This is a genomic window from Stenotrophomonas nematodicola (assembly GCF_009467805.1).
Lineage (GTDB): Bacteria > Pseudomonadota > Gammaproteobacteria > Xanthomonadales > Xanthomonadaceae > Stenotrophomonas > Stenotrophomonas nematodicola.
On sequence record NZ_WIAY01000001.1, the window covers coordinates 1,202,910 to 1,224,629 of the forward strand.

The following is a 21,720-nucleotide window of genomic DNA, read 5'->3' on the forward strand; positions in this document are numbered from 1 at the left end:
TCCACGGTCGTTGGCGCGGGGTCTGCTAAAATCGCCGGTTCATGTCACGCACCTCCCCTCCCGCACCGCCGCTGCCTCGTTCCGGACAGCTCCGCGCCTGGTGGCGCGCCCCCGCATCGGCCACCGCGCTGGCGTGGTATGTCGCGCGTGCCGCGCAGGCCCACGACGGGCCGCTGCTGGTCATCGCGCGCGACAACCACGGCGCCAACCAGATCGAGTCGGACCTGCGTACCCTGCTGGGGAACGACACTGACCTGCCGGTGGTGGCGTTCCCGGATTGGGAAACCCTGCCCTACGATGCGTTCAGCCCGCACCCGGACATCATTTCCCAGCGCCTGGCCGCACTGCACCGCCTGCCCACGCTGAAGCGAGGCATCGTCGTGGTGCCGGTACAGACCCTGCTGCAGCACGTGGCGCCGCTGAAGTACATCGTCGGCGGCAGTTTCGACCTGACGGTGGGACAACGCCTGGACCTGGACGCCGAGAAGCGTCGCCTGGAATCGGCCGGCTACCGCAATGTCCCGCAGGTGATGGACCCGGGCGATTTCGCCGTGCGCGGTGGGCTGCTCGACGTCTACCCGATGGGCGCAGACGCGCCGCTGCGGGTGGAACTGCTGGACGAGGACATCGATTCGATCCGCGCCTTCGACCCCGAGTCGCAGCGTTCGCTGGACAAGGTCGATGCGGTACGGATGCTGCCGGGCCGCGAAGTTCCGCTGGACGATGCCAGCATCGCGCGGGTGCTCGCCATCCTGCGCGAACGCTTCGACGTGGACACGCGGCGCAGTGCGCTCTACCAGGACCTCAAGTCAGGTCTGGCACCGGCCGGTGTGGAGTACTACCTGCCGCTGTTCTTCGACCAGACCGCCACGCTGTTCGATTACCTGCAGCCCAACGTGCTGCCGCTGGTGGTACCGGGCGTCGGCGACGCCGCGGCCGCATTCTGGGCGCAGACCCAGAACCGCTACGAGCAGCGCCGCCACGATGTGGAACGGCCGCTGCTGGCCCCGCAGGAGCTGTACCTCAGTCCCGAGGCCTTCAACAGCCGCCTCAACACCCTGCCGCGCGTGGACGTGTGGGCCGCCGACCACCCTCGCATCGCCGAGGCGCACGCGCTGGGCGACCAGCCGCTACCGCCCCTGCCGGTGGCCGCGCGCGATGCCCCGGCCGGCGAGGCGCTGAAATCGTTCATTGGCCATTATCCCGGCCGCGTGCTGATCGCCGCTGATTCGCCAGGTCGCCGCGAGGCGCTGCTGGAAGTGCTGCAGGCCGCCGAGCTCAAACCGCCGGTGGTCGCCGACCTGCCGACGTTCCTGGCCCAGCCGGACCTGCGTCTGGCCATCACCGTGGCGCCGCTGGAAGACGGCTTCGCGCTGGACGATCCGGCGCTGGCGGTACTGACCGAACGCCAGCTGTTTCCCGAACGCGCCGGCCAGACCCGCCGCAGCCGCCGCGTCGGGCGCGAGCCCGAAGCGATCATCCGCGACCTCGGCGAGCTCACCGAAGGCGCGCCGATCGTCCACGAGGATCACGGCGTCGGCCGTTACCGCGGCCTGATCGTGCTCGACGCCGGCGGCATGCCGGGCGAGTTCCTCGAAATCGAATATGCCAAGGGCGACCGCCTGTACGTACCGGTCGCCCAGCTGCACCTGATCAGCCGCTACTCCGGCGCCTCGGCCGAGACCGCCCCGCTGCATTCGCTCGGAGGCGAGCAGTGGACCAAGGCCAAGCGCAAGGCCGCCGAGAAGGTCCGCGACGTGGCCGCCGAGCTGCTGGAGATCCAGGCCCGTCGGCGCGCCCGTGCCGGTCTGGCGCTGCACGTGGACCGCTCGATGTACGAACCGTTCGCGGCCGGTTTCCCGTTCGAGGAAACCCCCGACCAGCTCGCTGCCATCGATGCGACCCTGCGCGACCTGGCCAGCAGCCAGCCGATGGACCGGGTGGTGTGCGGCGACGTGGGCTTCGGCAAGACCGAAGTGGCCGTGCGCGCCGCCTTTGCCGCCGCCAGCGCCGGCAAGCAGGTGGCCGTGCTGGTGCCGACCACGCTGCTGGCCGAGCAGCACTACCGCAACTTCCGCGACCGCTTTGCCGACTGGCCGCTGCGGGTGGAGGTGCTGTCGCGGTTCAAGACCAGCAAGGAAATCAAGGCCGAGCTGGAAAAAGTCGCCGCCGGCACGATCGACGTGATCATCGGCACCCACCGCCTGCTGCAGCCGGACGTGAAATTCAAGGATCTGGGCCTGGTGGTGGTCGATGAGGAGCAGCGCTTCGGCGTGCGCCAGAAGGAAGCGCTGAAGGCCATGCGCGCCAACGTGCACCTGCTGACGCTGACCGCCACGCCGATCCCGCGGACGTTGAACATGGCGATGGCCGGGCTGCGCGATCTTTCGATCATCGCCACGCCGCCGCCGAACCGGCTGGCGGTGCAGACGTTCATCACCGCCTGGGACAACGCGCTGCTGCGCGAAGCGTTCCAGCGCGAGCTGGCGCGTGGTGGCCAGCTGTATTTCCTGCACAACGACGTGGAAAGCATCGGCCGCATGCAGCGCGACCTGGCCGAGCTGGTGCCCGAAGCGCGCATCGGCATCGCCCACGGGCAGATGCCCGAGCGCGAACTGGAGCGGGTGATGCTCGATTTCCAGAAGCAGCGCTTCAACGTGCTGCTGTCGACCACGATCATCGAGTCGGGCATCGACATCCCCAACGCCAACACCATCATCATCAACCGCGCCGACCGCTTCGGCCTGGCCCAGCTGCACCAGTTGCGCGGCCGCGTCGGCCGTTCGCATCACCGGGCCTACGCCTACCTGGTGGTGCCGGACAAGCGGTCGATGACCCCCGACGCCGAGAAGCGCCTGGAGGCGATCGCCTCGATGGACGAACTGGGTGCGGGTTTCACTCTGGCCACGCACGACCTGGAGATCCGCGGTGCCGGCGAACTGCTCGGCGAGGACCAGAGCGGGCAGATGGCCGAGGTCGGCTTCAGCCTGTACACCGAGCTGCTCGAACGCGCCGTGCGCAGCATCCGGCTGGGCAAGCTGCCCGATCTGGACGCCGGCGAGGAAGCGCGCGGCGCGGAAGTGGAACTGCATGTGCCGGCGTTGATTCCGGACGACTACCTGCCCGATGTGCACACCCGCCTGACCCTGTACAAGCGCATCAGCAGCGCGCGCGATCCGGACGACCTGCGCGAACTGCAGGTGGAGATGATCGACCGCTTCGGGCTGCTGCCCGATCCGGCCAAACACCTGTTCGCCGTGGCCGAGCTGAAACTGCAGGCCAACGCGCGCGGCATCCGCAAGCTTGAGCTGGGCGAGAACGGCGGCCGCATCGTGTTCGATGCCAAGCCGGACATCGACCCGATGGCGGTCATCCAGCTGATCCAGAAGCAGCCCAAGCTGTACAGCATGGACGGCCCGGACAAGCTGCGCATCCGCCACCCCCTGCCCCTGCCAGAAGACCGCTTCAGCGCCGCCAAGGCGCTGCTGCTGACGCTCGCGCCGGGCTGACCGCTCCCCCGACCCCCTTCGCTCAGCGGGCCGGAGGGGCTCACCCTGTTCTTTTGCCCGCGACAAGGAGAGTTGCTTTGAAACGATTCCATTACCTGCTGCTGGCCGCCGTGCTGGCCCTGCTGACCGCCTGTGGTGGCGGCATGAGCGCCCGCGACTACCTCACCGAGAACGTCGCATATTGGAACGGCACCACCAGCACCGTGCAGCAATGGACCGTCGGGCCGCAGAGCGAACAGCTGCAGCGTGCACTGCAGGAAGGCAAGGGCCTGGGCACCTTCACGTTCGCGCTGGGCAATGCGCAGAAGGAGATGAAGGACCGCCTGGTCAGCATCGACCAGATGCCCCCGGCCGACGACGCCAAGGACCTGCACCAGAAGCTGCGCACCTATGTGCAGACCGCCGAGGAACTGTTCGGCGTGCTGCTGCAGATCGCCGCGCTGCCGGATGGCTACAGCCAGGAGCAGATCGCGCCGATGGCCGAGAAGCTGACCGCCATCGGTGAGCGCATGGACGTGGAAATGCAGTCCCTGAGCGATGCCCAGGATGCCTACGCCAAGCAGCACCGCATCAACCTGCAGAAGCATTGATCCACCCGGTCCCGGCCACGCAGGTGGCCGGGACCCTTGAAGTTGTGACCGTGACCGATCCCCTCCCCCGTCCCACCGATCCCCCCCTCGCCTGCTCCATCGACGCGCTGTCGATGTCGCTGCAGATGCGCGACCCCTATACCCGTTTCCACTGCGACCGCGTCGGCACGATGTGCGAGCAGCTGGGACGCTACTGCGACCTCGATGCAACCGACCTGTCGCACCTGGCCCTTGCCGCGCGCTTCCACGACATCGGCAAGATCGGCATTCCCGACAATGTCCTGCTGCATCCGGCACGCCTGGATGACGATCAGCGCGCGATCATGCGCACGCACCCCGAGCGCGGCGAACGCATCTTCGCCGCTACCGGCCGCGCCGATGCCCAGGCGGTGGCACGCCTGATCCGCGGCCACCATGAGGCCTACGATGGCAGCGGCTACCCCGATGGCCTGCGTGGCAGCGACATTCCGCTGGCCGCCCGCGTCCTCACCGTCGTCGACGCCTGGGACGCCATGACCAGTGAGCGGCCCTACCGCGATGCGATGGAGCGCAGCCGCGTCATGTTCCTGCTGGAGGACGCTTCCGGCGGCATGATCGATCCACAGGTCCTGGGTGCGTTCCAACACCTGCTGCGCCGCGAACCGGGCCTGGGCTGAGTCCCTGCGGTCGGCCCACAAAAAACCCGGCAATTGCCGGGTTTTCTGTTGGCATCAACCGCGCGCGATCACCAGATCACGACACGCTTGTCGTCGGCACGCACCATGCCGTCGCCGGCCTTGCACGCGAATGCCTGCGCATAGGCGGGCATGTTCGACGGCGCGCCGTTGGCACGGAAGTTTGCCGGCGCGTGCGGATCGGTGTTCAGGCGCACGCGCAGCTCGCCTTCGGTGAAGTTGCGGCGCCACACGGTAGCCCAGTTCATGAAGAAGCGCTGGTCCTGGGTATAGCCGTCGACCGGCACGTTCACCTTCGGGTCTTCCTTCAACGCCATCTGCAGCGCGTCGTAGGCCACGGTCAGGCCACCCAGGTCACCGATGTTCTCGCCCAGGGTCAGCTTGCCCTTCACATTCACGCCCGGCAGCGATTCATAGCCGTCGAACTGCGCAACCAGCTGGTCGGTCCGCTGGGTGAAAGCACTGCGGTCGGTGTCGGTCCACCAGTTGTCGAAGTTGCCGTTGGCGGCGAACTGGCTGCCCGAATCATCGTAACCGTGCATCATCTCGTGGCCGATCACCGCACCGATGCCGCCGTAGTTCAGCGCCGGATCGGCCTTGGCGTCGAAGAACGGCGCCTGCAGGATCGCTGCGGGGAACACGATCTCGTTCTTGGTCGGGTTGTAGTAGGCGTTGACGGTCTGCGGCGTCATGCCCCACTCGGTCTTGTCGACCGGCTTGCCGATCTTGGCCAGCATGAAGCGGTAGTTGAACGCACGCGCGGCCTGCATGTTGGCCAGGTAGCTGTCGCCGTTGGTCTCCAGGCCCGACCAGTCACGCCACTTGTCCGGGTAGCCGATCTTCGGCGTGAAACTGGCCCACTTCTCCAGCGCCTTCTTGCGGGTGTCTTCGCTCATCCACTCCAGCTTCTCCAGACGCGCCTTCAGCGCGACCGAGAGGTTCTCCACCAGGTGCTGCATCGCCACCTTGGATTCGGCCGGGAACACGGCATCGACGTACAGCTGGCCCAGGCCTTCGCCGATGGCGCCATTGACCGATTCCAGCACGCGCTTCCAGCGCGGCTGCATTTCCTTCTGGCCACGCAGGGTGGTGCCGTAGAAGTCGAAGTTGGCCTTCTCGAAGGCGCTGCTCAGGTACGGCGCAGCGTCATCGATGGTGTGGAAGCGCAGGTAGGCCTGCCAGGTGGCGGCCGGCACGTCGGCCAGCATCTTGTCCACTTCGCCGAAGAAGGCCGGCTGGGCCAGCGAGAACTTCTGCGCGGCCGGCACCTTCAGGGTGTCGAATAGTGCGGTCCAGCTGAAGTTCGGGGTCAGCTTGTCGGCCTCGGCGGCGCTCATCGGGTTGTAGCGCTTGGACGGGTCACGCAGCTCGATGCGCGACAGCGAGGCCTTGGCCAGACGGGTTTCGAAGTCCAGCACGGCCTTGGCCTGGGTCTTGGCCTGCTCGGCATCGACGCCGGACAGCGTCAGCACCTGGGCGATGTAGGCCACGTAGGCGTCGCGGATCTTGGCCTGCGCATCGTCGACGTAATAGCCCTTTTCCGGCAGCCCCAGGCCGCCCTGGCCGACGTAGGCGATGACGTTGGCCGAATCCTTGTAGTCCGCATTGCCGAACAGCGAGAACAGCACGCCCTGGCCCTGCGCCTGGCTGTCGCGCAGGTACTGGGCGATGGTGGCGGTGTCCTTCAGCGCCGCGATCTTGTCCAGCTGCGGCTGCAGCGGCGCGATGCCGGCAGCTTCGATCTTCGCCTCGTCCGAACCGGTCTTCCAGATGTCGCCGATCTTGGCTTCCACCGAACCGGCCTTGGCCTGGCTGGCGGCCGCCTGCTGGACCAGCGCGTGCTGCACTTCCAGCGAGCGCTCGCGCAGGATTTCGAAGCTGCCCCAGGTGGTCTGGTCGTTGGGCACCGGGTTGGCCTTGAGCCACTTGCTGTTGACGAACCCGTTGAGGTCCGTGCAGGCCGCGATGGTCGGGTCCAGGTCGGCGCTGTTGAGGGAGATCAGCGCAGTCTTGATCTGCGACTGGTCGAAGGCCGGCCTGGCAGCGGCATCGGCCGTGGCCGCAGGGGTGGGTTCAGTCTTGCCGCACGACGCCAGCGACGCGGCGATGGCGAGGGTCAGGCCCAGCGGGACCAGTTTGGACAACTTCATTCGACTCTCCGGCTACGGATGGATGCAACGCCCGGATGGCGGGCAATCACGGAGCGTAGCGCGGGAGGGGAAGCTCGGGACCGGCCAAAGGTCACCCCCCTGCCACGGGGGGTGCGGGGCAGCCTCCCCCTGGCGGTGGGTGCGGGCGTCGGTCCGCACGGGTCTGCCCACATGGGGCGCCAACGGCAGCCGGGCAGCGCCCGGCTTTGCCTGGCGCGACCTGCTGCGGGTGGAGGGGCGCTACTTCGCCTTGCCCTGATTGGCCACGGCCTCGGCGGCCCTGCGTGCCGCTTCCGGGTCGCCCAGGTAGCGGAACGACTGCACGGTGAGGTCGTCGTTGAGCTCGAACAGCAGCGGGATACCGGTCGGGATGTTGAGTTCCAGGATGGCTTCCTGCGACACATTGTTGAGGTACTTGTACAGCGCGCGCAGCGAGTTGCCATGCGCGGTGACCAGCACGGTCTTGCCATCCTTGAGCTGCGGAGCGATCGAATCGAACCAGTACGGCAGCACGCGGTCCAGCGTGGTCGCCAGCGATTCAGTGCCCGGCAGCGCATTGCGGTCCAGACCGGCGTAACGGCGGTCGTGGATCGGGTGGCCCGGGTCTTCGCGGTCCATTGCCGGCGGGGGGATGTCGTAGGAACGGCGCCAGATCTTGACCTGGTCCTCCCCATGCTTCGCGGCGGTCTCGGCCTTGTCCAGGCCCTGCAGGCCGCCGTAGTGACGCTCGTTCAGGCGCCAGCTCTTGCTGACCGGCAGCCAGTCCTGGTCCAGCTCGGCCAGTGCCCCCTGCAGGGTGTGGATGGCGCGCTTGAGCACCGAGGTGTGCGCCACATCGAACTGCAGGCCTTCCTCGCGCATCAGACGACCGGCGGCGGCGGCCTCACGGCGCCCCTGCTCGGTCAGCTCCACGTCCACCCAGCCGGTGAAGCGGTTGTCCAGGTTCCACTGGCTCTGGCCGTGGCGCAACAGTACGAGTTTCCGGGTCACTGCAGTATCTCCGACAGATGGCAAGGCAGGCGGGCATTGTAGCGGCAAGCCCGCCCGGCCCGCCTGCGTACGCCACAGTCAGGGGTGCGGATGGCCGTGATGGCCCTGCGCGTCCGGGCCGCTGCGGCGGCGCTCGCCCGTGCCGCCGTGAACATGCGTACCGTGATCGTGATCGTGATCGTGATCGTGGCCGTGGCCGTGGCCGTGGCCGACATGATCGTCTGCATGGGCCGGCCGCGGCGCGCCCACACTGCAGGCATCGCCGCAGTGGTCGGCTTCGATCTGCAGCGTCACATGGTCGATGCCGAAGCGTTCGTGCAGCGCCGCGCCCAGGTCGCGCCGCAGCCGGTCCGGGTCCACGCCGGTGCCCATCACCACGTGCGCGGTCAGCGCCGGCGTGCTCGAGGCCAGCGCCCACACATGCAGGTCGTGCACATCCACCACGCCGTCGTGGCTGCACAGCGCGGTGCGCACCGCTGCCACGTCCATGCCCTTGGGCACGCCTTCCAGCAGCACGTTGATCGCCTCGCGCATCAGCACCCAGGTGCGTGGCAGCACCCACAGCCCGATCAGTACCGCCAGGATCGGATCGATCGGCCTCCAGCCGGTCCACTGGATCAGCAGCGCCCCCAGGATCACCGCCACCGAGCCGAGCATATCGGCCCAGACTTCCAGGTAGGCTCCCTTCACATTGAGACTCTCGCCGCTGCCGGCTCGCAGCAGGCGCATCGAGATCAGGTTGATGACCAGGCCGAACGCGGCGATCACCAGCATGCCGGTGGAGGCGATCTCCTGTGGCGCGCGGAACCGCTCGATCGCCTCGTACAGGATGTAGCCGGCCACCACGAACAGCATGCCGCCGTTGATCATCGCGCCCAGCGCTTCCAGCCGCGCATAGCCATAGGTGCGCTTGGCATCGGGCGGGCGCCGGCTGAGCCGCACGGCCACCAGCGCGATCATCAGCGCCAGGGTATCGGTGGCCATGTGCGCCGCATCGGACAGCAGTGCCAGGCTGTTGGTCCAGAAGGCGCCCGCCACCTCGACCAGCAGGAAGGTGGTGGTCAACCCGAGCGCCCACCACAACGGTTTCTCGTGGCGGATCTCGCTGGGCAGGTGATCGTGATCGTGGGCCATGACAGTACCTCCGGAACAAGGAGCGCAGGTTAAGCAGGGCGTGCGGCGGAGACTATTACACTTGTGCCGGCGTTCATTCTGTAACTTCATTACAGCCGCGCACGGCCGCTAACGTTCGACGGCCTGTGTGGCGGGAAGAGCAATCATCGTGGATAACGTTCCAAACCTGGACGAGGCCAGCCGACCGCTGGCCGATGCCTGGCAACATACCCTGCAGTCCACCGGCGCGGCGGCCGCGTCGCTGCTGTGCGCCCTGGCCGCCGATTCGCCGCCGGAGCTGGCCCACCACTTCTACGACGTACTGCTGGAGGACCCGCGCGCCAGCCGCTTCCTGTCGCACGACCAGGTCCGCCTGCGCCTGAAACCGGCCATGCAGCGCTGGCTGTGCCAGCTGCTCACCGCGACCCCGGCCAGTATCCCGGCGCTGGTAGCGGCGCAGCGCGTGATCGGCGATGTGCACGCGCGCGTGGGCATTCCGGTGGATCTGGTCACGCGCGGCGCGCGGGTGCTCAAACAGCGCCTGTTCGAGCGCATCGTGGCGCAGGCACCCAGCAGTGCGGTGGCGTTCGAGGCAATCGCCTGTCTGAGCGCCTCGGTCGACATCGCGCTGGAAGGCATGACGCTGGCGTACACGCATGCGCGCGAGCGCTCCTCGCGCACCGATGCAGCCTACCGCCTGTTCTCACTGGTACAGAACGTCAGCACCGAACGCGAGCGCCAGCGTGCGCTGCTGCTCGACTGGGAAAACGCGCTGCTCTACGCGATTGCCAGCCAGGCCAGCGACGCCGACACCGTCGACCTGGCGCACTCCGAGTTCGGCCTGTGGTTCACCCACAAGGGCATTCCCAGCTTCGGCGAAAGCAGCGAGACCGCGCAGGTCGGTGCCCTGATCGCCACGGTGGATGCGCAGTTGCGTGCCGCCCAGGCGCATGCCGACGTGGGCGCGCGCTTCGCCGCCCTGCAGGGCATCCGCGAGCAGCTGGCGCGCATACGGACGCTGATGAGCATGCTCTTCGAACGCATCGGCGAGCTGGATGCGGGCAGCGATGCGTTGACCAACCTGCTCAACCGGCGCTTCCTGCCGACCGTGCTGCGCCGGGAGATCGAGCTGGCCAACAGCACCCACACGCCGTTCTCGGTACTGCTGCTGGATCTGGACCATTTCAAGGCGATCAACGACGCGCATGGCCATGACGGCGGCGACCGCGCCCTGCAGCACGTCGCCGCCCTGCTCGGCCAGCTCACCCGCGGCAGCGACTACCTGTTCCGCTACGGCGGCGAGGAGTTCGTGGTGGTGCTGGTGGCTGCCACGGCGGCACAGGCCGAGGTGATCGCAGAAAACCTGCGCAAGCACATCGCACAGACCCCGGCGCAGCTCGCCAACGGGCAGCCGCTGGCACTCACGGCCAGCATCGGCGTGGCCGCGCATGAGGGTCACCCGGACTACGAACGGTTGATGGCCCGCGCCGACGCCGCCATGTACCAGGCCAAGAAGCGCGGCCGCAACCAGGTCGTGCTGGCCAGCGACGACCTGCCCGAGCCGCCCGGCAGACGCGGTCTGCAGCGCGGCTGAGGGGGCATCACTGCGCTCGACGGCGCAGCCAGCGCGACAGCAGGCTGCGCCAGTCGCCGCCGAAGGAAATGACGGCCGACGCGCAGCGGGGACAGCGGCGGACAACGTCCACGCCTCCCAGCAGGCAGTCACTGCGCGGGCGGACCCAGCGGAACCAGCGGCACGCGGGGCAGAGGTACATGCGGGCGGGAGGACGGATCATGTGAGTGCCGCTGTGGGGCGGTCAGTCGGCCGCCGCTTCATCGCGCACCCGCTCGATCAACGCCTGGGTCTTTGCGATCACCACCCACAAACCGACCAGGGCAAGGGCATTCTTCAGCATGGCACTTCCTTTACAGCGTTGGAGGAGCCTGTATCGTGGCCCGGTGGCGCGACGATCTGCGTCGCAGCGCCACCGGCCCGCTTGACGCCTCAGTGGGGCAGCCGCTTGAGCTCGGCGTCGAGCGCGAGCGCTTCCTCGTTCCAGGCCTGGAACTGCTGGCGACGCTCCTTCACCACGGCCGTTTCGGCCTGCATGGCCTGTGCGCGGGCCTCCAGCGCCTGGTAGTCCGGGAACAGACTGGGCACGGCCTGCTCGCCCTGCAGCATCGTCAGCAGGTCCGCGCGCTGGTCCTCGAACGAGGTCACCATCGTTGCGATGAGCGTCTGGAAGGCTTTCTCGCGCTGGGCTTCGTTCCAGCTGTCCCAGATTTCCATCGCGGCGCCCACGAACACCAGCGCGCCGTTGGCCGCCTTGGCGAACTTGACCGCTCCCCAGGGCTTGAACTTGAGCGCCTTGCCCACGCCGTCCATGCCCAGCGCTTTGGCTGCCCCCACGATGCCATCGCGGGCGGCCAGTACCGAGCCGTTGTTGATCAGATTGCCCTTCAGGACGTACTGCAGGCCCTGCTTGCCCATGTCGCGCATCACCGCATTGATGTGGTTGACCTCGGTATCCACGTCGAGCTGGACCTTGGCCATCTGCAGGTTGACACCCTTCACGCGCTGCTCGAACTCGTTCTGCAGGCGGGTGGACAGCATGATGCCGTCGGCGCCGATCTCGCGCTCGTAGAAGTCGGTGAAGGTCTGGCGGTCCACGCCCTTGGCCTGCAGGATCAGCCCGGCGAAAAAGTCGGCAACGAAACCCCGCAGCTCGACCAGCGTCTCGGTGACATCGCCCCTGGCCTGGACAAGCTGCTGGTTCATGCGCTCGGACAGCGCTTCGGCGCGCTGCAGCTTCTCGGCGATGCGCGCATCGTTCTGCCGGGCAACCGGAAGCTGCTTGTCCAGCACATCGCGGATCACGCTGCGGCGGGCCTCTTCCACCAGCGCCACCGCCCCGCCACTGCGTGCGATGCGCTGCCGGGTTTCCTGCTGCAGCACCCCGATGCGCGACAGCCGATGGTAGGTGTCCAGCTGTGACAGCCAATGCGGCAATCCCATGTCGAAGGGGTTGGCCGCCACTGCCACAATCGACAGGTCGGCTCGCTCGGCCGCGTCCAGTGCGAGCAGGTCGGTCAGGCGTCCGGCGACGTTGTCGCGTTTGATCGCCAATGCCGCCTGGTAGCTCTGCTCGTCCTCCACGTCGGCCACGTCATCGAAGCGACTCAGCACGAACACCGTGCGCGACAACAGGTCGAGGGTGCGGAACAGCCATATCAGCTCGTCGCGGTGGCTTTCCTTGACCGGATTGACCGAGTTCATCACGTACAGCACCAGATGCGCCTGGCTGACGTAGCGCCGGGTGATGTCCTTGTACTTCTCGACCTCGTGGGTGTCGGCACTGATCCGGTCCTTGAAGCCGAACAGCCCCGGCGTGTCGATCAGCGTGAAGTCGTCGCCCACGTCATAGACCTTCACCTCGTTGGAGGACTCCTGGTGGCTGATCTTCATGCTCGCCTCGTCGAGCTGCTCCAGCCACGCCGCCGCGATGGAGGTCTTGCCTTCGGAGAACCCACCGATCAGGGCGACCTTGAGCTTCTCGCCCGCGATGCCGTCGCGCACGGCCACGAGCTTGTCGATCAACGACGGCTCCAGCGTGATGCCCAGCGCGCTGCCGCGCTCGAGGAACTGGATCAACTTGCCCAACACATCACTGGCCTGGGACTGCTGCGCCTTGAAGGCGCTCAATGTGGTTTCCATCAAAGGGTTCCTTGTGCGTGGATCCGGGAGGAGAGCTGCTGCAGGTTGCGGGTGGATGTGATCAGCACCTGGTTGAGATGATCGACCTGCTCGACCGGCGCGCGCAGGGATGCCTGGATACCGGCAACCACGGCATCCAGCTCGGCGAAGGCCTCGTTCAGCCCGTCCTCAAGACGACGTTTGAGCTGATCGGCCGCGCTGGCGATGTTCTCGTCGACCGTCTTGCGCTGCTGCGTCTGGCGGAACTCGCTGCTCAGGAACCCACGGATCGCCTTGTAAGCCGAGAACGCCAGCGTCAGCGCGGACGGGATCATCAGCAGCCAGCCCGCCGGGGTCCAGAGCAGCACAGCACCGCCGATCAGCGTGGCGATGAGGCTGCCGATCTGGATCCCATGATCGATGTTGATCTTCAGGTTGATGCGGCTGTCCAGGCCGCCCACGGCCATGCCGCGGCACGCGTCGAGCAGCTCCTCCGCCTGCTGCCGGAACGTCTCGATGATCGAGGCGATCTCCTGTTCGAGGCGGTCGCGCTGTGCGGCCATCGCAACGCCGACATCTTCCACGAGCTGCTGGGCTTCGCGCGCCATGCAGTCCTCCAGCGTACGGGTGAACGCCTCATTGCCGTGGTCGCCCTCGATGTAGGCGTACATATGCTCGCGTACGCGCACGGTGTAGCGGGCAATGCAGGACCGCCCCTTGTCGCGCAGCCGCGCCCGCATCGACTTCACCGCAAGGCCGATCTGGCGCACGGCGCCGTCGGCGTCCTCGGCCAGACTGCTGGACAGCGGCTGGAACCGCTCCTGCTGCAGCGTGGCGATGCTCGCCGCAACCGTGTCCACCACCTCGCGCGCTTTGTTGAAATTGGAACGCTGGATCTTGGCCTTGCAGTCGTCCACCAGCTCGGTGGTCAGGAAGGTCTGGAACGCGGTGAAACCGCTGCGCAGCAGCAGTTCATCGGCCGTCATCCGGTCCAGGAACTTGCGTTGGGTGCGTGCGATGTCCGAGCCGGGCACCAGGTGCCGTGCGTTTGCCAGGAAGGCAGGATGCGCGCTGACCGTGCGGCTGCCGCGGTACTGGTCAACCAGCACGCTGGCCACGCGCCCGTCGAGGTCCGCCAGGCTGGCCGCCTCGTCCTCGCTGGTGAGCCGGGCGGCCTGCAGCTGCATCGGGTTGGTCACGCGCTTGTTGTACAGCGTCCAGACTTCGGTCTGCGGCCCCAGATGGCGTGCGATCTTCTCCAGCGTACCCGGCCGCCCGGCCTCGCCCTTCTGCGGTGCGGTCGGCTTGCCGGTGACGTAGAACACGGCGTGGGCGGTCTGTACCGCACTGTCGATGTGGTCGTGCACCTTGGCCTCGTCGCCTTCGATGCCTGGCACGTCCAGCAGCACGAACGAGTGGCCGTTGGCTTCGAAGGCGAAGCGCCCGGTGGCGACGGTGAAGTCCGAGCGCCCATCGCCGATGATGCCGCCGTCCGCGTAGTCGGTCAGTTGCTGCAGCGCTTCGCGCTGGCGCATCTGCCGCTGCTCGTCTTCCAGCAGCTGCTGCCGCACCTGGGCCATCCGCGCCTGCTGCGACTGGCGCGCCGCCTCGCGCTCGGCGTTCACATCTGCCAGCCGACGCTGGGCGTCGTGCAGCCGGGTGTCCTTCGGGGTCCGACGAAGGACCGCCAGCAGGCGTGTCCACCACGACGACGCAGGCGCCGAGGTCGCTTCGGCCTGCAAGGTGGCGATGTCATCCAGCAGCGCGGTCTGGCGCGAATCGTACTGGATCATGGCCGTCTCCTGCCCGGCCTGCAGCGCCGCGAGTGCATGGCGCGCCTCGTCGATGCGTCCCTCCAGTGCGGCGATGTCCGCCTCACCCAGCCCGTGCTCGCGCTGGAGCTGCTCGAACGCCTGCTGTGCATCGCGTTTGCTGGTTTCGCCGAGCGCGATGCGCAGCGCTTCGATGAGCGTGGACTTGCCGGCGTTGGTCTCGCCGTAGAAGGCGATGGTGAAGGCATCCCATTCCGCATTGCGGTCCAGCGCCTGCACCTGCTCATCGATGCGCTGGCGGAAATCGGCCAGCAGCGCCACGGCGGCGCGGGTATGCGCCTCAAGCTGCGGGTGGGCGGACGGGACATCGAAGCGGGTGAGAATGTCTTCGACGTCGCGCGCAACATGCCGGTAGATATCCGTCGGCGAGTTCAGGTCGGTGGTCACGTGACTGTCCATTTTCATGCGTTGCTGAAGAATCGGGAAAGAAGTGGCAGGGCGCGGACATGCGCGGCAACCGCCGGATCAGCCGGGGACGCCATCCGAACACGCGGCTGCGACAAGCTGCGCCGCAGCGTCGGGCGACAGCCCCTGCAAGGCGCTGCGCAGGTGCTGCAGGCGCAGCGCATCGGCGAGCGCGGTCGGGGCCAGCACGCGCACGGAAGGCCCCAGGCCCATCAACCACCAGCGCAGCTGCGAGGTGTCTTCAACGTCGGCATGCAGGTGGAATCCGCCGGTGGCGGCGTCATGGGCCAGTTCCTGGTCGATCGCCAGGGCCGCCTCGCCGAGGTGCTGGCCGAGCGCGGCATCGACCCACAGCGACAACGCGATCCGCCCGTGCCGTTCGAAGCCCGCCGCCACCTGCGGCAGCGCGGACGCCAGGGCGGCAGCGTCGCCACTGTCGGCATCGGCGTCCAGCCGCACGGCGGCAGCGATGCGATGCAGCGCCAGCATGCTGCGCGTGGATCTGCCGTCGATGCGCGCGACCAGGTACGTGATCGGGCCGCGCAGCACGATGCCCAGCGGATGCAGTACATGCGTGCGGGCCTGGGCGCGGCCACGCGCGAGGTAGTCCACCTGCAGCTGTTGCCCGCCGTACAACGCCTGGTGAACCGCGAGCAGGACCTGATCGTCGATGCGCGGCGGAATCAACGGCTGGTTGGCATCCACGCGCGCCACACGGGCATCCCAGCGCGCAGTCGCGCTGCGGCCGAGTCCCTTGGCGAGGGTGCGCTCGGCCTGCTGGAACAGTGGCTCCAGCTCGCGCCACTGGTGCAGCGGCAACAGATCACGCAGGTGGCCGCGGGCAGTGAGCAGCACCACCGCCTGGATGGCCGACATGCCCGGCAGCGAGAACGCCTTTGCATCGCGCTGCCAGCTCCAGCCGAAGGGCCGCTCGCGCTCGTCGCATTCCAGCGGGAACACCGCCGACAGTGCCTGCAGGTCACGTTCGACCGACCGTTTGGTGATCGGGTAGTCCGACGCCAGGCGGTCGGCGAGTTCGCCGGCGGTAATCCGCTGGGGGGCGGGCGGCAGCATGTTCAGCAGGGCCCACTGGCGGGCCAACGTTCCCTTCGCGTCCTTTCTCAACATCTGCTCCGCTTCATCCTGAAGATCCGTGGCCCATCGACCACAGCTGCCATCTCGCCCTGACCATCGCCCACTGCCGTGCGCAGGTCACCGCATTGCTATCGGCAGCAGCCGACCGATATTTAGCCTGCGCTGCGTGCGGCAGGCAAGCCAGCCGATCGTGGCGTGCGGCAAGGCATGCCGCCGCATGATGCGTGGTCCGCGGCGGCGGGGCGGCGTAGCATCGCCGGGCGCGGCGCGTCTGCCCGCACCTGCAAGGAGTCCCCGATGTCCACCCGTTCCGTCCTGTCCTGCGGCGTCCTGCGCGGACTGCGCGTCATGCTGCTGCTGGTGCCGCTCGCTGCGACCGCGCGCGAGGTACCGCCGCCCGCCGACCACGTGGACGCCGATGGCCCGTACGTGTTCACCACCCCAACGGGCCTGGAGGCGCAGTGGGTGTGCAACGACCACGTGGTGCGCCGCACCCTGCCCGCCCGCCGCGCGGGTACCATGATCGCACCGGAATGCGGTTACGCCCATCCCCTCACCGTGGTACCCGCGCAGACCGCCGCTGCGGCGCGGCTGCCGGCCACGCCGCGCATCGTCGCGCTGTCGGACATCCACGGCCAGTACGACCTGCTGGTCAGGCTGCTGCACGCCCATCGTGTGATCGATGCGGCAGACCGCTGGTCGCTCGGCGATGCCACGCTGGTGGTCGCCGGCGACGTCTTCGATCGCGGGCCGCAGGTGACGGAAGCCTTCTGGCTGCTCTACAGCCTGCAGGAGCAGGCACGCGAGGCCGGCGGTGCCGTGCATTTCGTGCTCGGCAACCACGAGACGATGGTGCTCTACGACGACCTGCGCTACGTCAACCCGAAATACCTGCGCAGCGCCGCGCTGCTTGGTCGATCCTATCCCGCGCTGTACGGGGCCGACAGCACGCTCGGCCAGTGGCTGCGCACCCGCCCGGCGCTGCTGCGGATCGGCGACACCCTGTTCCTGCACGGTGGCATCGCGCCGGAGAATCTGGACCTGGTGCGCGACATGGCCACCACCAATGCCACCTACCAGGCGTCGCTCGGCCTGCCCCGCGACCAGGTCAAAGCCGCGCCGGACAGCGCGCGCCTGTTTGATGGCAAGACCAGTCCGATCTGGTACCGCGGCTACTTCGATGGCCGCCTGGATACCGATCAGGTCCAGGCGCTGCTCACGCAGCTGGACCTGGCGCGCATCGTGGTGGGCCACACATCGATGCCGCACGTGAGCAGCTTCCACGGCGACCGCATCATCGCCATCGACAGCAGCATCAAGGACGGCGAGAACGGCGAACTGCTGTTCATCGAGAAGGGGGTGCTCAGCCGGGGCCTGCTCGACGGCCGACGGGTGCCGCTGGCTGAAGGCACCCTTGCCGTGGACGACTGAGCGTCGGCAGCGGGCCTTGCATGGCGTGCGACAGTTGTCGCACACTTGCGACATCACTCCCGGATGCCGTGACCGACATGTCCCGACTGCCAACGCCGTCCAATGCCGAGCTGGAACTGCTCAAGTGCCTGTGGCGCAGTGGCGCCTGCAGTGCTCGTGAACTGCACAACGGCGTCTCCGCCACCCTGGCGTGGTCCTATTCGTCCACGCGCAAAACGCTGGAGCGCATGGTCGACAAGGGCCTGGTCGCCGAAGTCGCCGAGCATGGCCTGAACGTCTATCGGGCCAGGGCCAGCAAGGTCGCCACCCTGGCGGCGCTCAGCGCCGACTTCGCCCGACGTGTGCTTGAGATCGACGGCGCACTCCCGGTGCAGGCGTTCGCCGACAGCCGCCTGCTCAGCGACGCCGAACTGACCCAGTTGGAGGCACTGCTGCGCGATCCCGACCAGGATCTGCAGCCATGAGTCTGTCTGCGCTGTCGCCGTGGGTTCTGCACCTGTCCGGCAGCCTGCTCGGAGCCGGTCTGGCCTGGGCACTGGGCATCGCGCTGCACCGCCTGCTGCGGCTCTCCACTGCCACGCCGCGCTATTGGCTCGGGATCTGGCTGCTTGCGGTGGTGCCACCGTTGCTGGCCGTCGCGCTGGCCACTGCCGCCCCCATGCAGCTCGCCGCCCTGCCCGCGCCGCTGTCCCTGCCGATTGCGCTGGACGAAGGAGCCGCTGGCGGCACCACGATCCCGGCGCCGATGGCCGGGCTCGGATGGCCGTCGCTGACCCACGTGGCCTTGGCCGCCTATCTTGGCGTGGCCACCGTGCTGCTGCTGCGCCTGCTCGGCGGCATGCGCAGCGCCGCACGGATCGTGCGCCTTGCCACGCCGGTCGCAGACAGTGCATGGCCCGGCAGGCTCAGTGGCGACACGGCACGGCAGTTGGCCGACAAGGGGATTGCACTGCGGGTTACCGGTCAGGCCATGACCCCCTTTGCCGTGCGCTGGCCGCATCCCACCGTGGTGATGCCCGCCGATGCGCTGTTGCGCTTCAACGACCGCCAGCTGCGCCTGGTCCTGCGCCATGAGGCCGCGCACCTGTCGCGTCGCGACCCGCAGCGGGCCGCTGTCATGGCGGTGACCGGCGCGCTGTTGTGGTTCAACCCCTTCGTGCGGTTGATCGCCGCGCGCGTGCAGATGGCCGTCGAACTGCACTGCGATGCCGAGGCGCTGCAGGGCGACGACGACGCCCGACGCGATTTCGCCAGCGCCTACCTCCAGGCACTGCGCATGGCCGGGCATGGCGGCGCGCCCACTGCGCTCAACGCGCTGACCCACCGTGAGGTGGCCGGCCACCGCCTGCGCATCCTGCACATGCTGCAGGGCGATGGTGCGCGCCGGTTGCCGCGCGCTGCATGCGCTCTGCTCGGTGCCGGCGCGCTCGCGGCGGGTGCCATGCTCACCCTGGCCCAGGCCGTTGCAGCCACCACACCGGCACAGATCGTCGCCGTGGCCGGGATTCGCACCACCACGGCAACAGGCGGCGCACTGCGCATTCCACCGCCGCTGCGGTTTGCCGCGCCATTGGCCCAGGCCAGGATCACCGGCCAGTTCGGCGATACCGGCGGTATCCGCCAGCGCGCGCATCGCGGCACCGACTTCAGCGCCCGCGTCGGAACGCCTGTGCTGGCGCCCGCTGACGGCACCGTGCTCATCGCCACCGATGCGTATCCCGAGGGACCGCAGTACGGCACGGTCGTGGTACTCGATCACGGCAACGGTTGGCAGACGCTGTTCGCCCACCTCGATGCCACTGACGTGCAGGCTGGCCAACGGGTGCGCGGCGGCCAGCAGATTGCCCGCAGCGGCAGCAGCGGACGGGTCACCGGTCCGCACCTGCATATGGAGATGCTGCGTCACGGCGAACGCGTCGACCCCCAGCACCACTTGAACTGACCGCCCGCCACACCTCGCCGTTCGATCCACCGTTGCCGTTCGTTTTCGCCTTCCTGGCCGCAGGAGGGGTGGGTATTGCCCATCGCATGCCTGCGCCAGCCCACTGCACGGACCTCGCGCATGCCCCGTTCCGCCCTGTACCCGCTCGCCCTGATGCTGCCGCTGTACGCCGTCGTTCCCGCCGCTGCACAGCCCGCGCCGTCCACGTCCCCACCCACCACGCTGGACACCGTGCAGGTGCAGGCCGCGTCCTACGACGCACGCCGCGACGATACCGCCACGCGCATCGTGATCGGTGCGCAGGAGCTGCGGCAGTACGGCGACCCTGCGCTGATCGATGCGCTCAAGCGCCTGCCGGGCATCAGCGTCGTGCCGGGCGCACCGGGGCGTGCGGGCACGGTTTCCCTGCGTGGACTGGGCAACGGCTACACCCAGATCCTGATCAACGGCCAGCGCGCGCCATTGGGATTCGATCTGGACGCACTCACTCCGGCGATGGTCGAACGCATCGAGATCCTCCGCGCTCCCACTGCCGACCTGCGCGGCGAAGCGATCGCCGGCACGCTCAACATTGTGCTGGTGGCCGGCGCACGCAAGGACGCCGCATCGCTGACCGCCGCGTGGGGCGTGTCCAACGGCCGCAGCACGCCCTCGTTGACCTGGCAGCGCAGCCGCAATGGCCGTGATCGCAGCAGCACGGTGACCGCCACCGCATCGCGCCGGGCGTTCCAGGTTGACGAACGCACCACCGAAACCGGTCACGACAATGCCGGTGGCACCACGATGCTGCGCGACAGCCGGTTGCAGGCCCGTGGCGCACGCGAAGCCGTGTCGCTGGCACCGAGCCTGGACCTGCGCCTGGGCAACGGGGATTCACTGACGCTGCAGGCACTGGCCGACGCCAGCCGCTTCCACCGCGCGGTCGACATCGACTGGAACACCCTGTTGGGCCCTCCCCTGCAGCACGACCATTACCGGCAGCGGACGGAGATCGACGTTGCCCAGCTCGGCGGCAGCGCCACCTGGACGCACGGCCTGGCTGCTGGCGGCAGCTTCGTCGGCAAACTGGCCGTGGGCGGCAATCGCGAGCGCTACCGCTATCGCGAGCAGGGCTACGACACGGTGGGTACACAGAACCTGGACGACCACACCGACGCCCGTCTGCGCGTGCACAACATCAACAGCACCGGCAAGTACGCGCTGCCCGCCCACGGACGGCACACTGTGGAACTCGGGTGGGAAGCCAGCGTGGACGGACGTGATGAAACGCGCCTGCAGCGGCTGCTGCCGATCGGCGGCACCCCCGGCAGCGCCAGTGACCTTTCCTTCGATGCCCGGGTACGCCGGCTTGCACTCTACGGCCAGGACGAGATGCAGCTCAGCCCCCGCTGGTCGCTGTACCTCGGCCTGCGCTGGGAGCATATCGACACGCGCAGCGTCGGCAGTGGCTTTGCCGCGGTCCAGCAACGCGACCACGTGCTGTCGCCCGTGCTGCAGTCCCTGTGGAAGGTGCCGGGCCGGGACGACCAGCTGCGGGTGGCAGTGAGCCGCACCTACAAGTCGCCGACGCTCGCCTCATTGATTCCACGCCCGTACACCTCGACCAACAACCGCCCGTTGAATCCGGACGAGCAGGGCAACCCCGCCCTGCGTCCGGAGCTGGCCACCGGGGTGGACATCGCCTACGAGATCCAGGGCAGGGAAGGCACCCAGCTAAGTCTGGGCGCCTATGCGCGCCGCATCAGCAACGTGGTGCGCACCGAGACGACGTTGATCGATGGACGCTGGGTCGCATCGCCCCGCAATGGCGGCAATGCCACCAGCACGGGCCTGGAGATGGATGCGCAGCTCGCACTGGCACGCTGGATCGACGCCGCACCGGAGGTCACGCTGCGCGCCAATGCCACCCGCAACTGGTCGCAGGTGCAGGACGTGCCAGGGCCGGACAACCGGCTGGACAAACAACTGCGCTTCACCGGCACGGTGGGCGCCGACTACCGGCTCAACACGCGCTGGACCACCGGGATCACCTACACCTGGCGCAATGGCGGCCCCACGCGGATCACCGCCGGGCAGATCGACACGACCGCTGATGGACGCGAACTGGACCTGTACGTGCTGTGGACGCTGTCGACGCGCAGCAAGCTGCGTCTGAGCGCCAACAATCTGCTGCAGCGCGACCTGGTGTCCGGGCAGGAGCTGCGGGACGCGCTGGGCCGGCAAACGCTGGAACGGCGGCGCAGCGGTGTCCCGCTGTGGCGGGTGCAGTGGGAACGGCAGCTCTGACCGGCCGCG

Annotated in this window: 15 protein-coding genes; 8 read left to right on the forward strand and 7 right to left on the reverse strand. The window is 68.2% G+C overall.

Annotated elements, in window-relative coordinates; genetic code table 11:
* Positions 1-41 precede the first annotated feature (41 nt).
* From mfd to GDJ08_RS05660, 3 genes are all read left to right on the forward strand, one after another.
* Positions 42-3,509: a transcription-repair coupling factor gene (mfd, locus tag GDJ08_RS05650; RefSeq protein ID WP_153164453.1), complete on the forward strand. Its 3,468-nt coding sequence runs from the start codon at positions 42-44 to the stop codon at positions 3,507-3,509.
* Positions 3,510-3,586: 77 nt separating this feature from the next.
* Positions 3,587-4,099, forward strand: coding sequence for a hypothetical protein (locus GDJ08_RS05655; protein WP_017356033.1), 513 nt, complete (start codon positions 3,587-3,589; stop codon positions 4,097-4,099).
* A gap of 50 nt (positions 4,100-4,149) precedes the next feature.
* Complete coding sequence (locus GDJ08_RS05660; RefSeq protein ID WP_037591213.1) at positions 4,150-4,755, forward strand: HD-GYP domain-containing protein; 606 nt, start codon at positions 4,150-4,152, stop codon at positions 4,753-4,755.
* Positions 4,756-4,823: 68 nt separating this feature from the next.
* Here GDJ08_RS05660 and GDJ08_RS05665 read toward each other — a convergent pair whose 3' ends face one another.
* From GDJ08_RS05665 to GDJ08_RS05675, 3 genes are all read right to left on the reverse strand, one after another.
* A complete protein-coding gene (locus GDJ08_RS05665; RefSeq protein ID WP_136004348.1) occupies positions 4,824-6,923 on the reverse strand; it encodes a M13 family metallopeptidase in 2,100 nt (699 codons plus the stop codon).
* A 240-nt stretch (positions 6,924-7,163) separates the two neighbouring features.
* The gene (gpmA, locus tag GDJ08_RS05670) at positions 7,164-7,913 is read right to left on the reverse strand and encodes a 2,3-diphosphoglycerate-dependent phosphoglycerate mutase (RefSeq protein ID WP_017356036.1); all 750 of its coding nucleotides are present in this window, start codon (positions 7,911-7,913) and stop codon (positions 7,164-7,166) included.
* Positions 7,914-7,991: 78 nt separating this feature from the next.
* On the reverse strand, positions 7,992-9,047 hold the full coding sequence (locus GDJ08_RS05675) for a cation diffusion facilitator family transporter (protein ID WP_153164454.1): 1,056 nt from the start codon (positions 9,045-9,047) through the stop codon (positions 7,992-7,994).
* Positions 9,048-9,195: 148 nt separating this feature from the next.
* Here GDJ08_RS05675 and GDJ08_RS05680 point away from each other — a divergent pair, with 148 nt between their 5' ends.
* Positions 9,196-10,620 (forward strand): GGDEF domain-containing protein, encoded by a 1,425-nt coding sequence (locus GDJ08_RS05680; protein WP_136004352.1) that lies wholly within the window; start codon positions 9,196-9,198, stop codon positions 10,618-10,620.
* Between the two features lie 7 nt (positions 10,621-10,627).
* Here the strand turns inward: GDJ08_RS05680 and GDJ08_RS05685 are convergent, their stop codons facing one another.
* The 4 genes from GDJ08_RS05685 to GDJ08_RS05700 all read right to left on the reverse strand — a co-directional run bounded on the left by GDJ08_RS05685 (position 10,628) and on the right by GDJ08_RS05700 (position 16,085).
* Positions 10,628-10,822 (reverse strand): hypothetical protein, encoded by a 195-nt coding sequence (locus tag GDJ08_RS05685; protein ID WP_136004354.1) that lies wholly within the window; start codon positions 10,820-10,822, stop codon positions 10,628-10,630.
* Between the two features lie 209 nt (positions 10,823-11,031).
* A complete protein-coding gene (locus GDJ08_RS05690; protein ID WP_153164455.1) occupies positions 11,032-12,741 on the reverse strand; it encodes a LeoA/HP0731 family dynamin-like GTPase in 1,710 nt (569 codons plus the stop codon).
* Positions 12,741-14,939 (reverse strand): AAA family ATPase, encoded by a 2,199-nt coding sequence (locus GDJ08_RS05695; RefSeq protein WP_153164456.1) that lies wholly within the window; start codon positions 14,937-14,939, stop codon positions 12,741-12,743. The genes GDJ08_RS05690 and GDJ08_RS05695 overlap by 1 nt, the downstream gene beginning before the upstream one ends.
* A gap of 78 nt (positions 14,940-15,017) precedes the next feature.
* Positions 15,018-16,085 carry a helix-turn-helix transcriptional regulator gene (locus GDJ08_RS05700; protein ID WP_136004360.1) on the reverse strand — a complete coding sequence of 356 codons (1,068 nt, stop codon included), beginning with the start codon at positions 16,083-16,085 and terminating at the stop codon, positions 15,018-15,020.
* Positions 16,086-16,349: 264 nt separating this feature from the next.
* Here GDJ08_RS05700 and GDJ08_RS05705 point away from each other — a divergent pair, with 264 nt between their 5' ends.
* The 4 genes from GDJ08_RS05705 to GDJ08_RS05720 all read left to right on the forward strand — a co-directional run bounded on the left by GDJ08_RS05705 (position 16,350) and on the right by GDJ08_RS05720 (position 21,711).
* Positions 16,350-17,483 carry a metallophosphoesterase gene (locus GDJ08_RS05705; protein ID WP_153164457.1) on the forward strand — a complete coding sequence of 378 codons (1,134 nt, stop codon included), beginning with the start codon at positions 16,350-16,352 and terminating at the stop codon, positions 17,481-17,483.
* A 77-nt stretch (positions 17,484-17,560) separates the two neighbouring features.
* Positions 17,561-17,947: a BlaI/MecI/CopY family transcriptional regulator gene (locus GDJ08_RS05710; protein WP_017356044.1), complete on the forward strand. Its 387-nt coding sequence runs from the start codon at positions 17,561-17,563 to the stop codon at positions 17,945-17,947.
* Entirely contained in the window at positions 17,944-19,425 is a 1,482-nt protein-coding gene (locus tag GDJ08_RS05715; RefSeq protein WP_153164458.1) for a M23/M56 family metallopeptidase, read from the forward strand. The genes GDJ08_RS05710 and GDJ08_RS05715 overlap by 4 nt, the downstream gene beginning before the upstream one ends.
* Before the next feature lie 120 nt (positions 19,426-19,545).
* Positions 19,546-21,711: a TonB-dependent receptor plug domain-containing protein gene (locus tag GDJ08_RS05720; RefSeq protein WP_153164459.1), complete on the forward strand. Its 2,166-nt coding sequence runs from the start codon at positions 19,546-19,548 to the stop codon at positions 21,709-21,711.
* Positions 21,712-21,720 lie beyond the last annotated feature (9 nt).

Bases quoted from the DNA above. Each gene is read 5' to 3' on its own strand.
- GDJ08_RS05685 (WP_136004354.1), bottom strand. From the start codon at position 10,822: ATGATCCGTCCTCCCGCCCGCATGTACCTCTGCCCCGCGTGCCGCTGG.
- GDJ08_RS05665 (WP_136004348.1), bottom strand. From the start codon at position 6,923: ATGAAGTTGTCCAAACTGGTCCCGCTGGGCCTGACCCTCGCCATCGCC.
- mfd (WP_153164453.1), top strand. From the start codon at position 42: ATGTCACGCACCTCCCCTCCCGCACCGCCGCTGCCTCGTTCCGGACAG.
- GDJ08_RS05710 (WP_017356044.1), top strand. From the start codon at position 17,561: ATGTCCCGACTGCCAACGCCGTCCAATGCCGAGCTGGAACTGCTCAAG.
- GDJ08_RS05690 (WP_153164455.1), bottom strand. From the start codon at position 12,741: ATGGAAACCACATTGAGCGCCTTCAAGGCGCAGCAGTCCCAGGCCAGT.
- GDJ08_RS05675 (WP_153164454.1), bottom strand. From the start codon at position 9,047: ATGGCCCACGATCACGATCACCTGCCCAGCGAGATCCGCCACGAGAAA.
- GDJ08_RS05720 (WP_153164459.1), top strand. From the start codon at position 19,546: ATGCCCCGTTCCGCCCTGTACCCGCTCGCCCTGATGCTGCCGCTGTAC.
- GDJ08_RS05700 (WP_136004360.1), bottom strand. From the start codon at position 16,085: ATGTTGAGAAAGGACGCGAAGGGAACGTTGGCCCGCCAGTGGGCCCTG.
- GDJ08_RS05705 (WP_153164457.1), top strand. From the start codon at position 16,350: ATGTCCACCCGTTCCGTCCTGTCCTGCGGCGTCCTGCGCGGACTGCGC.
- GDJ08_RS05715 (WP_153164458.1), top strand. From the start codon at position 17,944: ATGAGTCTGTCTGCGCTGTCGCCGTGGGTTCTGCACCTGTCCGGCAGC.